This window comes from Collinsella sp. AF08-23 (assembly GCF_003479805.1).
Lineage (GTDB): Bacteria > Actinomycetota > Coriobacteriia > Coriobacteriales > Coriobacteriaceae > Collinsella.
Window position 1 is genome coordinate 40374 of sequence record NZ_QUHV01000002.1, and the last position, 16265, is coordinate 56638.

The window sequence follows — 16265 nt, forward strand, 5'->3', positions numbered from 1 at the left end:
TCGGTATGAAGCTCATCATTGCATCGGATATTCACGGCTCTGCCTATTGGGCAGAGCGCCTTATGAGCGTAATTGACCATGAGCGCCCCGATCACGTGGTGCTTCTTGGCGACCTGCTTTACCATGGCCCCCGCAACGACCTTCCGCGCGATTATGCGCCCAAGCGCGTGATCGCGCTGCTCAACGAGCTTGCTTTGTCCGGCCGCTTGGTCGCGGTGCGGGGTAACTGCGAGGCAGAGGTCGACCAGATGGTGCTTGACTTCCCCTGTATGGCGGACAGCGCCACGCTGATTGACCCGCAGGGCCGCACGCTGTTCTGCACGCACGGTCACGTGTTCGGCGCGGGCATGCACAACAGCGTCGACCGTGTTCCGTGCCTTCCTCAGGGCTCCGCGCTGCTGTACGGGCACACGCACGTCAAAGTGAACGGCCCGAGTAGTGAACACTCCGGGCTGTGGTTATTCAACCCTGGCAGCGTGTCGATCCCCAAAGACGGAACGAACAGCTGTGGCACCTACGACAGCGAAAAACCGCTGGATCAGGCCTTCGACCACGTACTGTTGTAAAAACAGCACTGCGAGCGGAAATGAGGAGAAGACCATGGCCGAATGGAAAGAGACGGACTCGTCGAGTTTGGCAGCCCTCACGCGTGATACGTCCACGCTTGCAGATGCGGCGGAGAGCATGCAGAGTCTGGTCGAGACTATCTGGCGCCTGCGTCAGCCGGACGGCTGCCCGTGGGATCGAGAACAGACCCACGAGAGCATTGCCAAGAACATGATCGAGGAAGCCTATGAGGCCGTCGACTGCATCGAACAAAATGACGAGGTCCATCTGCGCGAGGAGCTCGGCGATGTGCTCATGCAGGTGGTTCTGCACGCGCAGATCGCGGCGGATGCTGGTGCCTTCACCATGACGGACGTTGCGCGCGACATCAATCGAAAGCTGATTCGCCGCCATCCCCACGTGTTCGGCGATGACACCGGCGCAGCCAAGGACGCCCGCGAAGTGCTCGAGATCTGGGATAGCGTAAAGCTTTCCGAGAAGAGCGACAAGGATTCGGCCGCCGTTGCCCAAGGCCAGATGCCGCAAGGTTTGCTCGATGGGGTGCCGAGGGCTCTTCCCGCCCTGATGGAGGCGCAAAAGGTCTCGCGCAAGGCGGCTGCCGTCGGGTTCGAATGGGAGACCGTCGAGGACGTGTGGGCAAAGGTCGCCGAGGAGCGCGCCGAGTTCGAGGCCGAGGATCCGCGCAGCGAAGCGCGCGCCATGGAGTTCGGGGACATGCTCTTCGCCCTCGTCAACGTCGCCCGCAAAGAGGGCATCGACGCGGAGAGTGCGTTGCGCGCGAGCACCGCGAAGTTCCGTGCGCGTTGGGAATCCATGGAGGGCGCGGCGTATCGCAAAGGAATGCCAATTGAGGGCCTCACGACGGACGAGCTCAACGAGCTGTGGGATCACTCCAAGCGGGGTTAGATCGGGCGCTCATCCACATCCATCCAAAGCGGAGGCCGGCAAGCGTGAGCGCCAGTCCGAGTCCGGTATAGAAGACGGCGATGAAGACTTCGGGCGCAAGGCCGAATGCCCTGATCGAGATGCCTCCCGTCATCATGACCGCCATGATGAGGAATGCCGGGACATCGAAGAACTTGAGGAAGAAGTGGCGCTCCTCTTCGTACGAGGCAATGCGCGCCGTGTGCTTGACCACGAGCTTCCCGAACACGAAAAGCCAGAAGACGGCGCCCACCGCGGCGGAAAGCAAGATGTTGATCGGGGTCACGTGGTTGTTGGCGTAGGCTTCGAAGCCTATGCGGGCGATGTTGATGCCCGCGGCAAGCCAGACGATGCTCGCGATGAGTAGCAGCGTGTGCTTGCGGACGGTGAATAGGTTCATGGGGCCTCCTTAGATGGTTCGTCCGCGGTTACGCGCGCGACGAATGAGGACGAAATACGAGACAGGCGGCAACGCCGGCGACGAGCACGCTCAGGATGACCGAGGGCGTTGTGCCAAGTTTGATGAAAGGGATGCCCACAAGCAGGCCGATGACGTAGGGGACGAGCCAGGCGATCCACACGGCGGCGCTCAGACGGTGAAACGTCTGCTCACGCTTGAGGGCACTGGCGTTATGGGCTCTGCCCTGCACGTAGACGACCGTTGCCCAGATGGCATGGAAGAGCATGAGGACGATGGCGGCGAGTCCGGTTATGCCGTGGATGGCGGGCGTAGTGGCGGCGCTTTCGCGCGCAATGATGCTCATGAGCGTGGTGCCGGTGGTGTCGCACGCAAGGCCGCACCAGAAGAAGGCGAGGTGGATCCCGCGCAGGCGACCGTCAGCACGCTCCTTGAACACGCCGATGGTATACAAGATGAGAGCGCCAGTGATGGCAAGGCTGGCGAACATGAGCATGGGGGACATGAAAGCTCCTTTCAGGCGGCGTCGCTATGACCCCGCGAGGCGGTGTATAATATGAACGATGTTCATATGAACGGCGTTCATATTAGGAGCATGACACTGTGGAAACAAGTCGGGGGCTGGCTTGCTGGTAAAGACCCTGAACGTTCCACGCTTCTGTTCAGAAGGGAAGGCGGGGCCATGAGCAGCAAGAAGGCGATTTCACGCAATCGTATTATCGAGGTCGCGTTTGGCATGGCGCGCGAATCGGGGCTGGCGTCGCTCAGCGTGCGCGCCATCGCAGAGGCTTGCGGCGTGGCGACCGGCACGATATACAACCATGTGCCCGACGTCGCCGAGCTGCGAACGGAGGTGCTGCAGCGTTTTTGGCGCGAGGCGATCGAAGCGGCGGAGCTCGAGACGTGCACGCGCGATGCCGAGACCGCGCTGGACTACTGCCGTCGCCTTTCGAATGCCCTGTCCAGCTCGCTCGAGGGGTTCCGCACCGCGTGGCTCCGCGACATGGGGGCGCTCGACGGCAGGACGCGTCAGCGGACCATGGAGGCGGAGCGAGCATGTCTGGGGGACCTGCACGAGACGGTCAGGCACGCATTCGAGAGGGACGCGGCTATCACCAGCCGGGCTCGCGATTGCGTTCAAATGGATGCGGTGGTGGACTTCGCCTGGCAGGCGATGCTCGACGCGATGAAACGGGGCGATGGGTCATGTGAGACGCTTTTTGCCCTCATGGAGCTCGCGCTCTATACGTAGCTCGCAAAGCCTGCACATCTGCATTCGCCCCGCGTGCCATAATGAGGGAAACAAAGCGCACATACACCCTCAACCGCACAAGGCGCATATGGCATCTACTTCGAACACAACTGCACGTATCTCTCGCGGAATCGATCCCGGCAAGACCGGAGACCTTTCTGCTGCCCGTCAGGCCGCAGCGGTGCATGCCGCCGAGGCGCGAGTCGCGGCCAAGCGCGCGTCGGCTCTGGAGCACATGAACGGCAAGCCGGGCTCCGCAGGCGACGAGGGGGCGGCGACGGCAAAGCCCACCCGGCGTTCGGCACGGGGGAGCGAGGTCGCAGCACGTGAGAAAAAAGAGCGCCGCGATGCTCGCAAGCAGGGCTCCCGCAGTTCCGACCGCGCGGGCTTTCGCTCGTCGTCGGGGGGAGGGCCTGCTGGCGGAGCGCATGCCGGCGTTGGTCGCAGGAGCCGCGGCGGCGCACCCCGGGAATCGCAGGCGTCTCAACGCGCTGCCATGAAGTACGCAACGGACAACCGGGCGGTTCGATGGCTGTACGATTTCACCACGGGCCCGAGCCGTCACCTGTTCTATCTGATCATCGCCGCAATCGTGGGCGTGGGCGTGTACATGCCCGTGCGCGACTTTTACATCGCCCATCGCACCGAGGCGATTTTGCAAGAGCAGAAGGCTATTCGCGAAACCTATAACGATTCGTTAGGAGAAGAGGTCGAGTCCCTGCTCTCGCAGGAGGGCGTTGAGGACGCGGCGCGCAGGGATTATGGCATGGTCATGCCCGGCGAGAAGACCATCACAGTTGAGGGTCTGGACGAGAACGGCGACCCGGTTGTGGTCGATACCAGCGCGCAGGGCGAGGATGGGGAGGCCTCGGGTGGTGCCTCTGGCGCGGACGGTGCTTCCGAGGAGGATCCCGCAAACGCCAATGGCGCCGCATCCAAGCAGGAGAAGGACACGATCAAGGGGGCCGATGCGGCCAGTAAGGACGCCTCATCTGCTGACAATGGCTCCTCCAAGTCCACGGACAACCCCAAGACGTCGGCGGAAGTGGAGGCCGCCGAACAGGCGGTTCTCGAGAATTCCGCCTGGTACTGGAAGGTGCTTGACGTGATCTTCTTCTTTGATGGCGTCAACGGTATGGCGGTTGTCTCAACGGGGGAATAGGAGTGTCCATGGTAAAGCTCGCTGCCATCGACTTGGGAACGGTATCGTCGCGTCTGTTGTGTGCGACCATGCGCGATGGGGCGATCGTCGAATCCCGCAAGCACACGGTCATTACCGATTTGGGCGAGGGCGTGGATGCGCGGGGAGTGTTTTCTGCAGCCGCTATCGAGCGCGTGATGGACGCATGCCGGGAGTTCGTCGATGAGACCCGCTCGTATGGAGCGTCTCGGGTGTGCACGACGCTCACGAGCGCCGCCCGCGATGTGTCGAACGGGGACGCGCTGCTCGAACAGTTGGGCGACCTTGGCCTTGAGCCGCAGGTCATTCCGGGCGAAGTCGAGGCGCGCCTGACGTTTTACGGTGTTGCGCACGATTTCCCCGGCGAGCGTATCGCCGTGGCAGATTCGGGCGGCGGCTCGACCGAAATCGTGGTTGGGACATATGCGCCCAGCTCTGAGGGCGACGCTTTTGCACTCGAGTGCGCCCGTTCGCTCGATATTGGGTGCCGTCGGGTGACGGAGCGCTTTTTCTCTGCTTTGCCGCCTCGTGGTGAGGAGCTTGACGCCGCGGTCGCGTGGATGCGACCCCAGTTCGATGCTTATTGGCGGGCGCTGGACGAGCGACCTGACCGCCTCATCGCGGTTGGCGGCACGGTAACGTCGCTCGTGGCGATGGTACATGAGCTGACCGTATACGATTCCCGCTTCGTGCACTTGCGTGACCTGACGATATCCCAGGTGGAGAACGCAATTGCCAAGATGCGAGCCATGGGGATCGAGGAAATTGCCGCATTGCCGGGAATTCAGGCAAAGCGCGCTCCGGTTATTCTGGCGGGAGCGGTCGTTATGCGCGAGCTTATGCGCTCGGGTGGCTACGACCGCCTGACGGTGAGCGAGAACAGCCTGCTTGCGGGTTCCGCGGCAACGATGTGCGAGGCAATGGCGGGCGAGGCCCCCGTGATTGGCTGGACGCCGACGCTCAGCGCTTTGTAGCGCCGCCGGAACACCGCCGGACGGGCTCCTGGACGGCCTTTTCATCCTGTGGTGCCTGGACATGAAAAAGCCCCATCGCTGGGGCTAACAATTCTTATGGTGCGGGCGAAAGGACTTGCGCCCGCCTTTGGCGTTCGCGGCTTCGGGCCTTCCGGCCCTCACACGCTCGGCTACGAACAGGCCAAAGGGCCTGTTCGCTTAACGCCTCGCGACCCTAATGGGTTCAAGTCCATGCGTGGTGCCTGGACATGAAAAAGCCCCATCGCTGGGGCTCACAAATCTTATGGTGCGGGCGAAAGGACTTGAACCTTCACGGGGTTGCCCCCATATGGACCTGAACCATACGCGTCTGCCAATTCCGCCACGCCCGCATGGATTTACATACTAGCGAAAGTGCTTTTGCGGTTCAAGAACTTTTTAGAACGGATTTTGCCCCAGGGCGATGCCGACCTCGGTGGTCTGACGGGCCACGCCTACGAAAGTGTGGCCGGTGCTCAGATGGTATTTTGTCCCCTGCGGCAAGCTCTTTGTCGTAGATCTTTGAGCGGATAAAACTAGAGACGCTTCCGTGCAGCGTCTCGCTCCCGGTCTTATTCACAAACCCTCCTGTCCGTGCGGCTTGTTTGTCCCCTTCAGGATACCCCCTGACAGGGTGTTATTTTTCCGAACCGGTGAGCGGGGCGGTTAACGGCATCGTTGTTTGTGCGTGAGGGGAAACCAAGTACATGCCCGTGCGAGGCGCACCGTGGTACACTTTCCCGGCATGGGGGCGTGGCGGAATTGGCATACGCAGGAGACTTAAAATCTTCGGCCTTCGGGATTGTGGGTTCGAGTCCCACCGCCCCTACCAGCGCGATATCGGCCCCGGCGACGGGGCCGTTGTGGTTTTGGGCGCATTGCGGGGACTCGAACCCGAGAGGGCGCGGAGCTGAGGAAACGGCCGCGCCGTTTTCCAGCGGAGCTCGCGAGGGCCGCTGGGGCCCGAAGCGGGGCGCGGGCGGCGGAGCCGCACGCGGAGTCCCACCGCCCCTACCAGCGCGATATCGGCCCCCGGTGACGGGGCCGTTGTGGTTTTACCAGACGCCGAGAACCATGCTCATCGTTTCGGCCATGGCATCTTCGTCGATGGCCCATTCGCCGTCTTTTCGGACGAGCTCGCTCCCAAAGAACGTCTCCTGCTCGGCGTCGATGTCCGCCATTCCCTCGGTGAACATGTCTCCGACCTTAGTTTTCTCTGCATCGCTCAGTGGGCGGAGGTTCCATTCTTCGTCCCAGGCGTCAATGTCCTTGAGGTAGCGGTCGATTTCATCGTAAATATCCTGGAGCTCAAAAATGCCGCCGGCCGTCGTGTAGCTCACATAGACCGTGGCGGTGTTGTCCTCGGTATACACAAAGCAGGAGTCGATCGTATACGAGAGATGGCTCATCTCCCAGTCCGCCCACGCTTGGGCATCGATGCCAAGCTCTTCACAGGTGCCGAGGAGGGCGCTATCGCAATCTGCGTTGAGTGTTTTCACTAGCAGGTCGCGTGTGTGGTCGCTGACGAGCTCGGCACTTAGGTATTCGTCTACGAGGGCGATGCATTCCTGCTCATCGAGCTCGTAGCCGGACGCATCGCCGGAGCTGTCGCCATCTTGCGGCGCATCCGGGCCAATGGGGTCCGAGTCGAAATCGATCTCGGGCTCGGGTTCAAGGAGGGATGCCAACGGTGCCGTAACGTCTCTAACGAGGTCAAATGCCGTGCTGAACAGGGATGGCACGATATTGACCAGAGCAATGAGGATGATGATCAGGCTAAAGACCGATCGCTTGCCGCGGCGCGGCTTCGTCGTGTCCTTGGGGGCTGCCTTTGCGGCGCGGCGCTCGCTTTTTGCCTTTGCCCGGGCGGCCTGTTTGCGCTGGCGTGGGGTTAGCCCATCGCCGCTCGGCTTTTTGGGCGCGTCGGAATCTGGAGCGCTGTAGTTGTCACGCATCTTGGTGGGGCTGGTGTAGGGCTCTTCTCCAAACGCGCAATCCTCGGCATGGTGACGGTCTGCGAGCAGATCGGGCGCGTCGGGCTCATCCCACGGGAGGGTGGGTTCGCCGGCGTTGAACGGGTCGACCTGGGTGTCGTGCTTGCTGCGTCGTGCCATGGGCCCTCCCTCATATGCGTGCGGGGCGCCGTGGGGCGGTGCCGCCGTCGAGCCTCGATGGTGCGGGCGCGGTGCGGCGAGTGACCCCCGGCTGGCCCAGTATACCGCCCGCCGCCGCGGGGGCCGCTCTCCCGCCGTTCGCGGGAAACAGGCGGTATGTGGGAACGGGGTGAACGGCGAGCGGGTATTATGCTCCCAACGAACCCTTCGTTCTAAGGATCGGACATGTTCTTCATTTTCGACTTTCTCGGCGGTCTCGTCGGCTTGCTGGTGATCTTTTTAATCGTCGGCGTCGTCACCGGCAATCTGTTCTTCGTGGTCAAGCAGCAGCACGCCGTCATCATCGAGCGCCTGGGCAAGTTCCATCGTATCGTGCCCGCGGGCTTCCATGCCAAGATCCCCTTCGTCGACCGCAAGGCGGCGACGGTCTCTCTGCGCACGATGAAGAACGGCTTCGACATCGACGTCAAGACTGAGGACAACGTCACCATCGGGCTCGAGGTCTCGGCGCAGTACCACGTGAGCTACGAGATGGGCACGCAGCCAATCGAATCCGGCGTGTACAAGAGCTACTACATGCTCCAGCAGCCCGTCGCCCAGATGCGCGACTTCATCACCGACGCCCTGCGCTCCTCCATTCCCGTCTACACGCTCGACGAGGTCTTCGCCAAGAAGGACGACATCGCCAAGGACGTGAACGCCACCGTGTCCGAGCAGATGGACGCCTACGGCTTCACCCTGGTGAGCACGCTCATCACCAAGATCGCGCTGCCCGCCGAGGTCGAGGATTCCATGAACCAGATCAACGCCGCGCAGCGCACCAAGGCCGCAGCGCAGGACCTCGCCGAGGCGGACCGCATCCGCCGCGTCACCGAGGCCAAGGCGGAGGCGGAGGCCATGGAGAAGGCCGGCGAGGGCATCGCCAACCAGCGCAAGGCCATTGCCATCGGCATCAAGGACTCGCTCGAGACCATCCAGGAGACGGGCGTGGGCAACGATGAGGCCAACCAGCTCTTCATGTTCACGCAGTGGACCGAGATGATGAATGAGTTCGCCAAGAGCGGTCGCGCCAGCACCGTGGTGCTGCCCACCGATTTCACGCAGAGCGCGGGCATGTTCGAGCAGATGCTGGCGGCGAGTCAGGCGAACGACTCGGCCCCGGTGCCCGCAGCGCCTCCCGTGCCCCCGGTGGAGCCGCGGGGTTAGGATGCGCGTGCGTGCACGGCGCGCAAAGGGGCAGGCGCATTATACCCGCATGCAGGTAAACTGGGTATAAGCCATCATGATTGCAAGAGGGGGCCGACGATCCGGCCCTTTCGCCTGAAGAGAGAGGGGAAGCGATGAGCAGCTCGCGAAAGATGTTGAAGCTTGTGGCCATCGTGGCGGCCATCACGGGACTCGCCATGTGGACATTCGGCCTGGCGGTCGCCGGCGCCGGCCTGTTCGGCGGGACGGCGATCTCGGGGACCGACGCCGCGCCGCTGTACATGGGCGTGTCCGGCGTCTCGGGTCTGTGCTTTGTGGTGATGGGCTTGATGGGCATGCGCGCGTCCAACGTGCCGTCGCGCAGCGGCACGTCGATTGTCACGGCCTTTGGCTCACTGGCGGTGAGCGCCGTTGCGGTGCTGTTCTGGTCGTGGCAGGGCTTTGTTAAGATCGACGCTCCGAATGCCGTGCTGCTCGTTGTGGGCGTGCTCGAGGCGCTCACGATCCTCTTCTTCGCACGTAAGGTCAAGAAGGAGCACGATACCTGGCACTGAGGCCATATTCCCGCCGTACATCCGCCCCGGTGCATTAAGGTGCACCGGGGCGGTTCGGTTCGGGGCGTCCGCGCGGTTTGCGGGCGCCCCTTTTTCATGTCGGATTTCCGCGATGCGCCGATCGGGACTTCCCCATGTGGTGCTGGGTCCTCGGGGGCGTCGGGCGGTTTATTCGCCGCGAATCCAGCGGATCGAGAGGAGCCTCGCGAACGGCCGCTCCAACTGCGGTGCCGAGCACAGCGCGACGGTGGCGGCGGTGAGGACCACGATCACGGCGGTGCCGGCGAACGGGTCGTCCATCCATGCGAACTCGTACAGGGGCGTATGGAAGGTCAGCCATGCCCGGGCGAGGCGATGGAGTACGTAGACTTGGAGCGTGCGCCTGCCGAGGGTGGTGAGCCAACCTGTGGCGGTGGGCGCGAGTTTGAGAACGGCCAGTGACATGAGGGCACCCATCAAGAAGGCGGTGAGCCTTTGGGCGATTCCCTCAAAAAGCCCGTTTGCATATGGGTTGTCTCCATAGACCATCGGGAAGAACCAGCTGTATGAATCCGTGTCGATGAGGCGCATTGCCACCACGACCCCCGCAAAGCAGAGGGCGGGCCATGGTATGTTGCGTCCATGCAGGCTCGCGACGGTTGCGGGGCGCAGGTAGTAACCGAGGGCGAAGCACGGCAGGAAAGCGCACGTGCGCCCGATGGCAAGAAAGCCGCTCGAGGTGTCCACCAGGCCCGAAAGCAGGGAGATCGCAATCGAGGCCACCATACCGCGCACCGTCCCAAGGCGGGCGAGCACGGGTGTCATCGCATACCAGCAGCCCATGGAGATGAGGTACCACGGCGCCGAGGTGAACGCGCAGATGCGCAGCGGCGTGAGTTTTGCCCCGTTTATGAGTGCGAGGGCGAGTTGGTAGGCAAAGCCCAGGGCGATAAACGAGATGATGCGATTGATCTTGAGTTTGCCGTTGCGATATGCGCTCTTTGCGAACAGGCCGGACATCAGCACGAAGAGCGGCATGTGGAAGAGGTAGACAACGTCGAAGGCGAAGCTGAGGACCGGATTGGTGTTGTGCACGGGATGGGCGATGTGGCCGAGCACGACGAGGATGATGAGGAGTCCTTTGAGGTTGTCGAACAGGGCGATGCGCCCTTCGGGGCTCGATGTGGCGCCATCCGCGCTATCCGAACCGACTCCGCCTGTTGCCTTGGCGCGAGCCAAGCTGTGCTCCTCCATGCATTCCCCTTTTCTGACACCTCGCGTTCACAATCCTAGCGTGAACGCACCTTGCTGGGGCGTGCGAGTAAGATATCTGCATATGTGTATGGACGGCCCCATGCGAGTGCGGGCTCGCGCGAAGAGCGCACGACAAGATTGGTTTTCGGCATGAACGTGAACGATGCGAGGATTGGCTTCATCGGATTCGGAAACATGGCGAGCGCCATGGCGGACGGCTGGATCGCGAGTGGCGCGGTTCCGGCGGGCAACATGTGCGCCTGCGCCGGCCGCTACGAGGCGCTGGTGCCCCGCTGTGAGCAGCGCGGCATGAAGGCGTGCGAGACCTCCCGGCAGGTTGTAGAGGCGTCTGACGTCGTGGTCATCGCGGTGAAGCCGTATATGATCGAGTCGGTGCTCGCCCCACTTACCGACGCGTTCGAGGGCAAGGCGATCCTGTCTGTGGCGGCGGGTTGGAAGTGCACGGATTACGAGCACGTGATTCCCGGGGCCCATCACTTGTCCACGGTTCCCAACACGCCCGTGGCCATCAACGAGGGCGTGATCGCCTGCGAGAAGGCTTCGACGTTGACTGCCGATGAGCACGGGCTCGTGTTCGCCCTGCTCGGCCTGCTCGGCTCGCCCATCGAGGTCGAGACGCGCCTGCTTTCCGTTGCCGGCACGGTGGGCGGTTGCTCGCCCGCGTTCATCGCCATGGTGATCGAGTCGCTGGCGGACGCCGCCGTGAAGCATGGGATTCCCCGCGCGATCGCCTATGAGATGGTGAGCCAGATGGTTGCCGGAACGGCGAAGCTGCAGCTGGCGACTGGCATGCACCCCGGTGCCATGAAGGACGCGGTCTGCTCGCCCGGCGGCACGACCATCAAGGGCGTGGCGGAGCTCGAGGCGGCGGGTATGCGCTCGGCCTTCATCCGCGCCATCGACGTGATCGAGGGCTAGAAGAGGCCGTCTTCGTCGTCGGGCCTGGAGCCTCGGTCGACGTAGATCTTGTGCGTGCGCTTCTCGAGCACGAAGGCGACGATGGCGAAAATCAGCACGCCGGCAAAGAACAGGACCGCAACACCCGTGCGGGTGCCAAAGAGAAAATTGAACAGTTCATCCATGGTTACGTCCTGCTTTCTTGGCTGGGTCGCCTGTCGTTATAACGGGCACCAGTATATACTTGCAATGCATCAACATGCATCACATCGCGTTTCCCTGCGATGAATCGCCGTGCTGCGGTCCAGATTCCCGGGCTGCGGTAACGGCTTTACGAGAGAGAAGTACGGAGGAATCATGCTCGACATCAAGTTTGTACGCGAGAACCCCGAGGTGCTCGACGTCGCCATGGCGAACCGCCAGGGCAGCTGGGACCGCGACCGCTTCTTCGCGCTCGATGAGGAGCGCCGCTCCGTCATCTCGCAGGTCGAGGACCTGCAGGCGACCCGCAACGCCGAATCCAAGAAGATCGGCATGCTCATGAAAGAGGGCAAGCGCGAGGAGGCCGAGGCCGCCAAGGAGGCCGTACGCCAGGTCAACGAGCAGATCGAGGGTCTCGCCGCCCGCCGCTCGGAGCTCGACGCCGAGGTCTCCGACTTCATGGCCCGCATCCCCAACATTCCCTGCGAGGCGACCCCCGTGGGCAAGGACGAGAACGAGAACCCCGAGCGCCGTCGCGTGGGCGAGCCCCGCGACTTCGCCGCCGAGGGATTCGAGCCGAAGGCCCACTGGGATCTGGGCACCGAGACCGGTATCCTCGATTTCGACCGCGGCGCGAAGCTCTCCGGCGCCCGCTTCACCGTGCTCTCCGGTGCCGGCGCGACGCTCGACCGCGCGCTGCAGTGCTTCTTCCTCAACACCCACATCGCCCGTGGCTTCAAGGAGTTCATCCCGCCGGTGATCGTGAACCGCGAGATCATGTACGGCACGGGCCAGCTGCCCAAGTTCGAGGACGATGCCTACCACACTGGCGAGGACCAGTTCTTGATCCCCACCGCTGAGGTCGCGCTCACCAATCTTCACGCCGGCGAGGTGCTCGATGCCTCCCAGCTGCCGCTGCGCTATACCGCCGGCACCCCGTGCTTCCGCGAGGAGGCCGGTTCCGCCGGTCGCGACACGCGCGGCATCATTCGCCAGCACCAGTTCACCAAGGTCGAGATGGTCAAGTTCGCCCGTCCGGAGGAGTCCGACGACGAGCTCGAGAGCATGGTGGCCGAGGCCGAGTACCTCCTGCAGCAGCTCGGCCTGCCCTATCGCGTGATCAGCCTGTGCACCGGTGACCTGGGCTTCTCTGCCCGTCAGACCTACGATATCGAGGTTTGGCTGCCGAGCTATAACGCCTACAAGGAGATCTCCTCCTGCTCCAACTGCGGCGACTTCCAGGCCCGCCGTGCCAACATCAAGTACCGCGACCCCGAGAACTTCAAGGGCACGCGCTTCGTCCACACGCTCAACGGCTCCGGCCTGCCCACCGGTCGCACCATGGCCGCCATTATGGAGAACTATCAGAACGCCGACGGCTCCATCACGGTGCCCGAGGTTCTGCGCCCCTACATGGGCGGCATCGAGAAGATCGAGCCGCTGGCGTAGGGGGGCGGCCATCTTCTCCCATGGAGCGCCGGCGCGCCATATGCGCAACCAGCCCTTCACCGTTCGCATCGGCGCCCCAAGGAGGCCCGCGATGCTCGTATGGCCGTGGCCATCGGCGAACGGCTCCGCAGCCCCTCCTCTTCAGCACCTCGCCGTATTGTGCCCTCAGGTCGCACGTCATGAAGACGCCTCCCATTTCTCGTGTCCAAGAAATGGGAGGCGGTTCAGAAAACACGTGCCCGGGCGACCCGCTTTAAGGAGGTCGGGCAAAAGGGGCCCGTTCGCTAGCGCGTTGTGCCCTCATGTCGCGCGCGGATGAAGTCGCGGTACCAGGCGAAGCTGTCCTTCTTGATGCGCTCGAAGGACCCGTTGCCGTGGTTATCGGCATCCACGTACACCACGCCGTAGCGCTTCTCCATCTCACAGCTGCCGGCGCTCACGATATCGATGACGCCCCACATGATGTAGCCGATCACGTCTACGCCGTCGGCGACCGCCTCGTCGATCTGCTCAAAGTGACGTGCCAGGTAATCGACGCGGTACGGGTCGTGTACCACGGGCTTGCCGCCGCCGTCACGCTCAAGCACATCGCGGGCGCCCATGCCGTTCTCGGAAATGAAAATCGGCTTGCGCACACGGTCGTAGAGCTTGTTGAGCGCCGTGCGCAGGCCCACGGGGTCGATCTGCCAGCCCCACTCGGTGGCCTGCAGATACGGGTTCTTGACGGTGCACACGAGGTTGCCCGCGGTGTGCTCGGCCGTCTCGCTCGTGGAGCACACGCTCGACTGGTAGTATGAAATACTCGCAAAATCGCAGGTGTGGCGCTCTAGCAGCTCCAAGTCATCCTCGCCAAGCTCGATGAGGATGCCGTGCTCGGCAAAGAATCGGTCCATGTAGCCGGGGTAGTACCCGCGGGCGAGGACGTCTACCGCGAGCCACTGGTTGATCTGCTCCTCGCGGATTGTCTTGAGGTTGTCCTCGGGTGAGCAGGTGTGCGGGTAGTAGCAAAAGTCGGCCACCATGCAACCGGACTGGCAGGCGGGAGCGATTTCACGCTGCATCTGGATAACGCGCGCGCTCGCTACGAACTGGTGGTGAAGTGACTGGAACACGTCGGACTGGTTGTACTCGCCGTCCTCGGGCTTAATGAGGCCCACGCCGTTCCAGGGGCTAAAGTAGCCCGCGTTGATCTCGTTGAACGGCAGGTAATAATCGATGGCGTCGCCCCAGCGCTCGAACACCACGCGCGCAAAGCGCGCGTACAGGTCGATGAGCGCTCGGTTGGTCCAGCCTCCATAGGCTTCGACCAGGTGCAAGGGCAGGGCATAGTGCGTGAGCGTGAGGAACACTTTCATGCCCGCCTTGCGCACGGCGGAGAACACACGGTCGTAGTAGGCGAGCCCCTCGGGATTCGGCTCGGGCTCATCGCCCATGGGGAACAGGCGTGCCCAGCTGATTGAAAACCGGTAGATGTCTATGCCGAGTTCCTGCAGCAGGGCGATGTCCTCCTCCAGATGATGGTAGCCGTCCGATGCCGTGCGGAAAGGATAGGCGCCCCGGGTATCAGTCTTGGCGCGCTCGACAGCCGAGCGAGTGAGCAGGCGGGTTGCCGTGGTGGCATCGCTCGTGCGCGGCAGGTAGGGGCGCACATCCTGTGTGTCGAGCCCCTTGCCGCCGGCGGCAAAAGCTCCCTCGTACTGACTGCTCGCCGTGGCGCCGCCCCACAAGAGTGCGCGCGAGGACGCCGGTCGAGGCAGGGAGGTGAGTTTGCGATCGCGCTCGGCTAGCATGCGGAGCGCCCTTCGAGTGCCTGGCGAACATGGCCGTTCGAGGCGGAAAGTGCTTCGGCCGCCTGAGCGGCGGGCAGGTTGAGCAGGATGCTCGTGACGGCGAGCTTGACGCTGCCGTTCGCCTCCTCGAGGGCGGCAGCTGCCGCCTCGGGCGTGCAACCGCAAGCCTCGATCACGATGTTACGTGCGCGTGCGTGGAGCTTCTGGTTGGTTTGCTTCACATCGACCATGAGGTTTTGGTACACCTTGCCGGTGAGCGTCATGGCGCCGGTCGAGATCATGTTGAGCACCAGCTTTTGAGCGGTACCGGCCTTGAGGCGGGTAGAGCCGGTGAGAACTTCCGGGCCCGTTACGGGTTCGATGGCGAGCTCCGCCACCTCTCCGATGCGCGATGTGGGCACGCAGGCTACGGCCGCCGTCTTGCAGCCGAGCTCGCGCGCGTAGGTGAGGCCGCCGATCACGTACGGCGTGCGGCCGCTCGCGGCGAGGCCCACCACGAAGTCACGCTCGCACAGGTCGATCGCGCGTAGATCGCCCTCGCCCTGGGAGGTGTCGTCCTCGGCGCCTTCGCGGGCTTTGACGAACGCGTCCTCGCCGCCGGCGATGAGGCCGACCACCAGGTCGCTGTCGACGCCGAACGTGGGCGGGCACTCCACCGCGTCGAGCACGCCCAAGCGCCCGCTTGTTCCCGCGCCCAGGTAGATGATGCGGCCACCGTCGGCAAGACACGAGGCGGCCCACTGGATCGCCTGCGCCACCTGCGGCAGCACGCACTCGACCGCCTTCACCGCGTTGGCGTCCTCGGCGTTCATGGCCTGCGCGATCTCAAGCGGGCTGAACGTGTCGAGCTCAAGGGTGAGCGGGTTGCGCTGTTCGGTGGTGAGTTTGGAGAGGTCTACCATTTTTTGAGCGTCCTTTACTGGTTGAGGTTGCCCATGGCCTGATACATCTCGATCATCTCGGCGATGAGCTCCTTGGCGAGGATGGCGGTCATGAGATGGTCTTGCGCATGCACAAGCATCACGTTGACCTCAGTGTGGTTGCCGCTCGCCTCTTTGGTGAGCAGGGAGGTCTGGATGTGATGCGCCTCGAGCACCGACGCCTCCGCCTGCTCGATGAGCTCCTTCGCGCCGGCGAAGTCGCCCTGCTTGGCGAGCGCGAGCGCCTCGTAGGCCTTGCTGCGTGCATCGCCCGCCTGCGCGATCAGGCCAAAGGCGATCATCTCGGGGGAGGTCTCGGTCGGCTCGTTCATGTGAGGGGCCTTTCTTTGGGGTGTGCATTACTATCCCGCATGCGGGTTCGTGTTGAAGATAGACCATGCGCAAAACTCCGACAAGGACGGTCGAAGGCGAGTCAAACGCTGTGGCCCCATCCGGCGCTCACATGTTTCGTCATGGCATCTACCATAACGAAACCGCACGTAAACGGTGGTATAGGCAAAATCGTTCACCGACTTTTCCGATTGCA

The 16265-nt window shown here is 63.1% G+C and carries 17 protein-coding genes and 2 tRNA genes; 10 read left to right on the forward strand and 9 right to left on the reverse strand.

Features of this window, described 5'->3' with window-relative positions; genetic code table 11:
* The first annotated feature begins 5 nt into the window (after positions 1-5).
* Together yfcE and mazG are read left to right on the forward strand one after the other, a co-directional pair.
* Positions 6-566 (forward strand): phosphodiesterase, encoded by a 561-nt coding sequence (yfcE, locus tag DWV48_RS01485; RefSeq protein ID WP_118652753.1) that lies wholly within the window; start codon positions 6-8, stop codon positions 564-566.
* A gap of 34 nt (positions 567-600) precedes the next feature.
* The gene (gene mazG, locus DWV48_RS01490) at positions 601-1473 is read left to right on the forward strand and encodes a nucleoside triphosphate pyrophosphohydrolase (RefSeq protein ID WP_118652755.1); all 873 of its coding nucleotides are present in this window, start codon (positions 601-603) and stop codon (positions 1471-1473) included.
* Here mazG and DWV48_RS01495 read toward each other — a convergent pair.
* Positions 1439-1891 (reverse strand): hypothetical protein, encoded by a 453-nt coding sequence (locus DWV48_RS01495; RefSeq protein WP_118652757.1) that lies wholly within the window; start codon positions 1889-1891, stop codon positions 1439-1441. The genes mazG and DWV48_RS01495 overlap by 35 nt on opposite strands.
* A 28-nt stretch (positions 1892-1919) precedes the next feature.
* Positions 1920-2414: an HsmA family protein gene (locus DWV48_RS01500; protein WP_118652759.1), complete on the reverse strand. Its 495-nt coding sequence runs from the start codon at positions 2412-2414 to the stop codon at positions 1920-1922.
* Between the two features lie 177 nt (positions 2415-2591).
* On the opposite strand from DWV48_RS01500, the gene DWV48_RS01505 reads away from it, so the two are divergent.
* From DWV48_RS01505 to DWV48_RS01515, 3 genes are all read left to right on the forward strand, one after another.
* A complete protein-coding gene (locus tag DWV48_RS01505; RefSeq protein WP_158574789.1) occupies positions 2592-3161 on the forward strand; it encodes a TetR/AcrR family transcriptional regulator in 570 nt (189 codons plus the stop codon).
* A gap of 88 nt (positions 3162-3249) precedes the next feature.
* Positions 3250-4323, forward strand: a complete 1074-nt coding sequence (locus DWV48_RS09320) for a septum formation initiator family protein (protein ID WP_233546031.1) — start codon at positions 3250-3252, stop codon at positions 4321-4323.
* 8 nt (positions 4324-4331) lie between these two features.
* Positions 4332-5315, forward strand: a complete 984-nt coding sequence (locus DWV48_RS01515) for a hypothetical protein (protein ID WP_118652763.1) — start codon at positions 4332-4334, stop codon at positions 5313-5315.
* A gap of 284 nt (positions 5316-5599) precedes the next feature.
* Here DWV48_RS01515 and DWV48_RS01520 read toward each other — a convergent pair.
* Positions 5600-5686, reverse strand: a tRNA-Leu gene (locus tag DWV48_RS01520).
* Positions 5687-6080: 394 nt separating this feature from the next.
* Here DWV48_RS01520 and DWV48_RS01525 point away from each other — a divergent pair.
* Positions 6081-6165, forward strand: a tRNA-Leu gene (locus tag DWV48_RS01525).
* 223 nt (positions 6166-6388) lie between these two features.
* On the opposite strand, the gene DWV48_RS01530 is transcribed toward DWV48_RS01525, so the two are convergent.
* A complete protein-coding gene (locus DWV48_RS01530) occupies positions 6389-7447 on the reverse strand; it encodes a hypothetical protein (protein ID WP_118652765.1) in 1059 nt (352 codons plus the stop codon).
* A 225-nt stretch (positions 7448-7672) separates the two neighbouring features.
* On the opposite strand from DWV48_RS01530, the gene DWV48_RS01535 reads away from it, so the two are divergent.
* Together DWV48_RS01535 and DWV48_RS01540 are read left to right on the forward strand one after the other, a co-directional pair.
* Entirely contained in the window at positions 7673-8653 is a 981-nt protein-coding gene (locus DWV48_RS01535) for an SPFH domain-containing protein (RefSeq protein WP_199588826.1), read from the forward strand.
* Between the two features lie 134 nt (positions 8654-8787).
* A complete protein-coding gene (locus DWV48_RS01540; protein ID WP_118652767.1) occupies positions 8788-9207 on the forward strand; it encodes a hypothetical protein in 420 nt (139 codons plus the stop codon).
* 168 nt (positions 9208-9375) lie between these two features.
* On the opposite strand, the gene DWV48_RS01545 is transcribed toward DWV48_RS01540, so the two are convergent.
* The gene (locus DWV48_RS01545) at positions 9376-10440 is read right to left on the reverse strand and encodes an acyltransferase family protein (RefSeq protein WP_118652769.1); all 1065 of its coding nucleotides are present in this window, start codon (positions 10438-10440) and stop codon (positions 9376-9378) included.
* A 150-nt stretch (positions 10441-10590) separates the two neighbouring features.
* On the opposite strand from DWV48_RS01545, the gene proC reads away from it, so the two are divergent.
* Positions 10591-11379 carry a pyrroline-5-carboxylate reductase gene (gene proC / locus DWV48_RS01550; protein ID WP_118652771.1) on the forward strand — a complete coding sequence of 263 codons (789 nt, stop codon included), beginning with the start codon at positions 10591-10593 and terminating at the stop codon, positions 11377-11379.
* Here proC and DWV48_RS09240 read toward each other — a convergent pair.
* Positions 11376-11543 (reverse strand): DUF6724 family protein, encoded by a 168-nt coding sequence (locus tag DWV48_RS09240; RefSeq protein ID WP_199588828.1) that lies wholly within the window; start codon positions 11541-11543, stop codon positions 11376-11378. The genes proC and DWV48_RS09240 overlap by 4 nt on opposite strands.
* Positions 11544-11715: 172 nt before the next feature.
* Here DWV48_RS09240 and serS point away from each other — a divergent pair, with 172 nt between their 5' ends.
* Complete coding sequence (gene serS / locus DWV48_RS01555; RefSeq protein ID WP_118652773.1) at positions 11716-13008, forward strand: serine--tRNA ligase; 1293 nt, start codon at positions 11716-11718, stop codon at positions 13006-13008.
* Between the two features lie 284 nt (positions 13009-13292).
* Here the strand turns inward: serS and DWV48_RS01560 are convergent, their stop codons facing one another.
* Genes DWV48_RS01560 through DWV48_RS01570 form a run of 3 tightly spaced genes read right to left on the reverse strand, consistent with a single transcriptional unit; the run spans position 13293 to position 16050 of the window.
* Entirely contained in the window at positions 13293-14798 is a 1506-nt protein-coding gene (locus DWV48_RS01560; RefSeq protein ID WP_118652775.1) for a glycoside hydrolase family 1 protein, read from the reverse strand.
* Entirely contained in the window at positions 14792-15700 is a 909-nt protein-coding gene (gene murQ, locus DWV48_RS01565; protein WP_118652777.1) for an N-acetylmuramic acid 6-phosphate etherase, read from the reverse strand. The genes DWV48_RS01560 and murQ overlap by 7 nt, the downstream gene beginning before the upstream one ends.
* Positions 15701-15714: 14 nt before the next feature.
* Complete coding sequence (locus tag DWV48_RS01570) at positions 15715-16050, reverse strand: PTS lactose/cellobiose transporter subunit IIA (RefSeq protein WP_233546032.1); 336 nt, start codon at positions 16048-16050, stop codon at positions 15715-15717.
* Between the last annotated feature and the right edge of the window lie 215 nt (positions 16051-16265).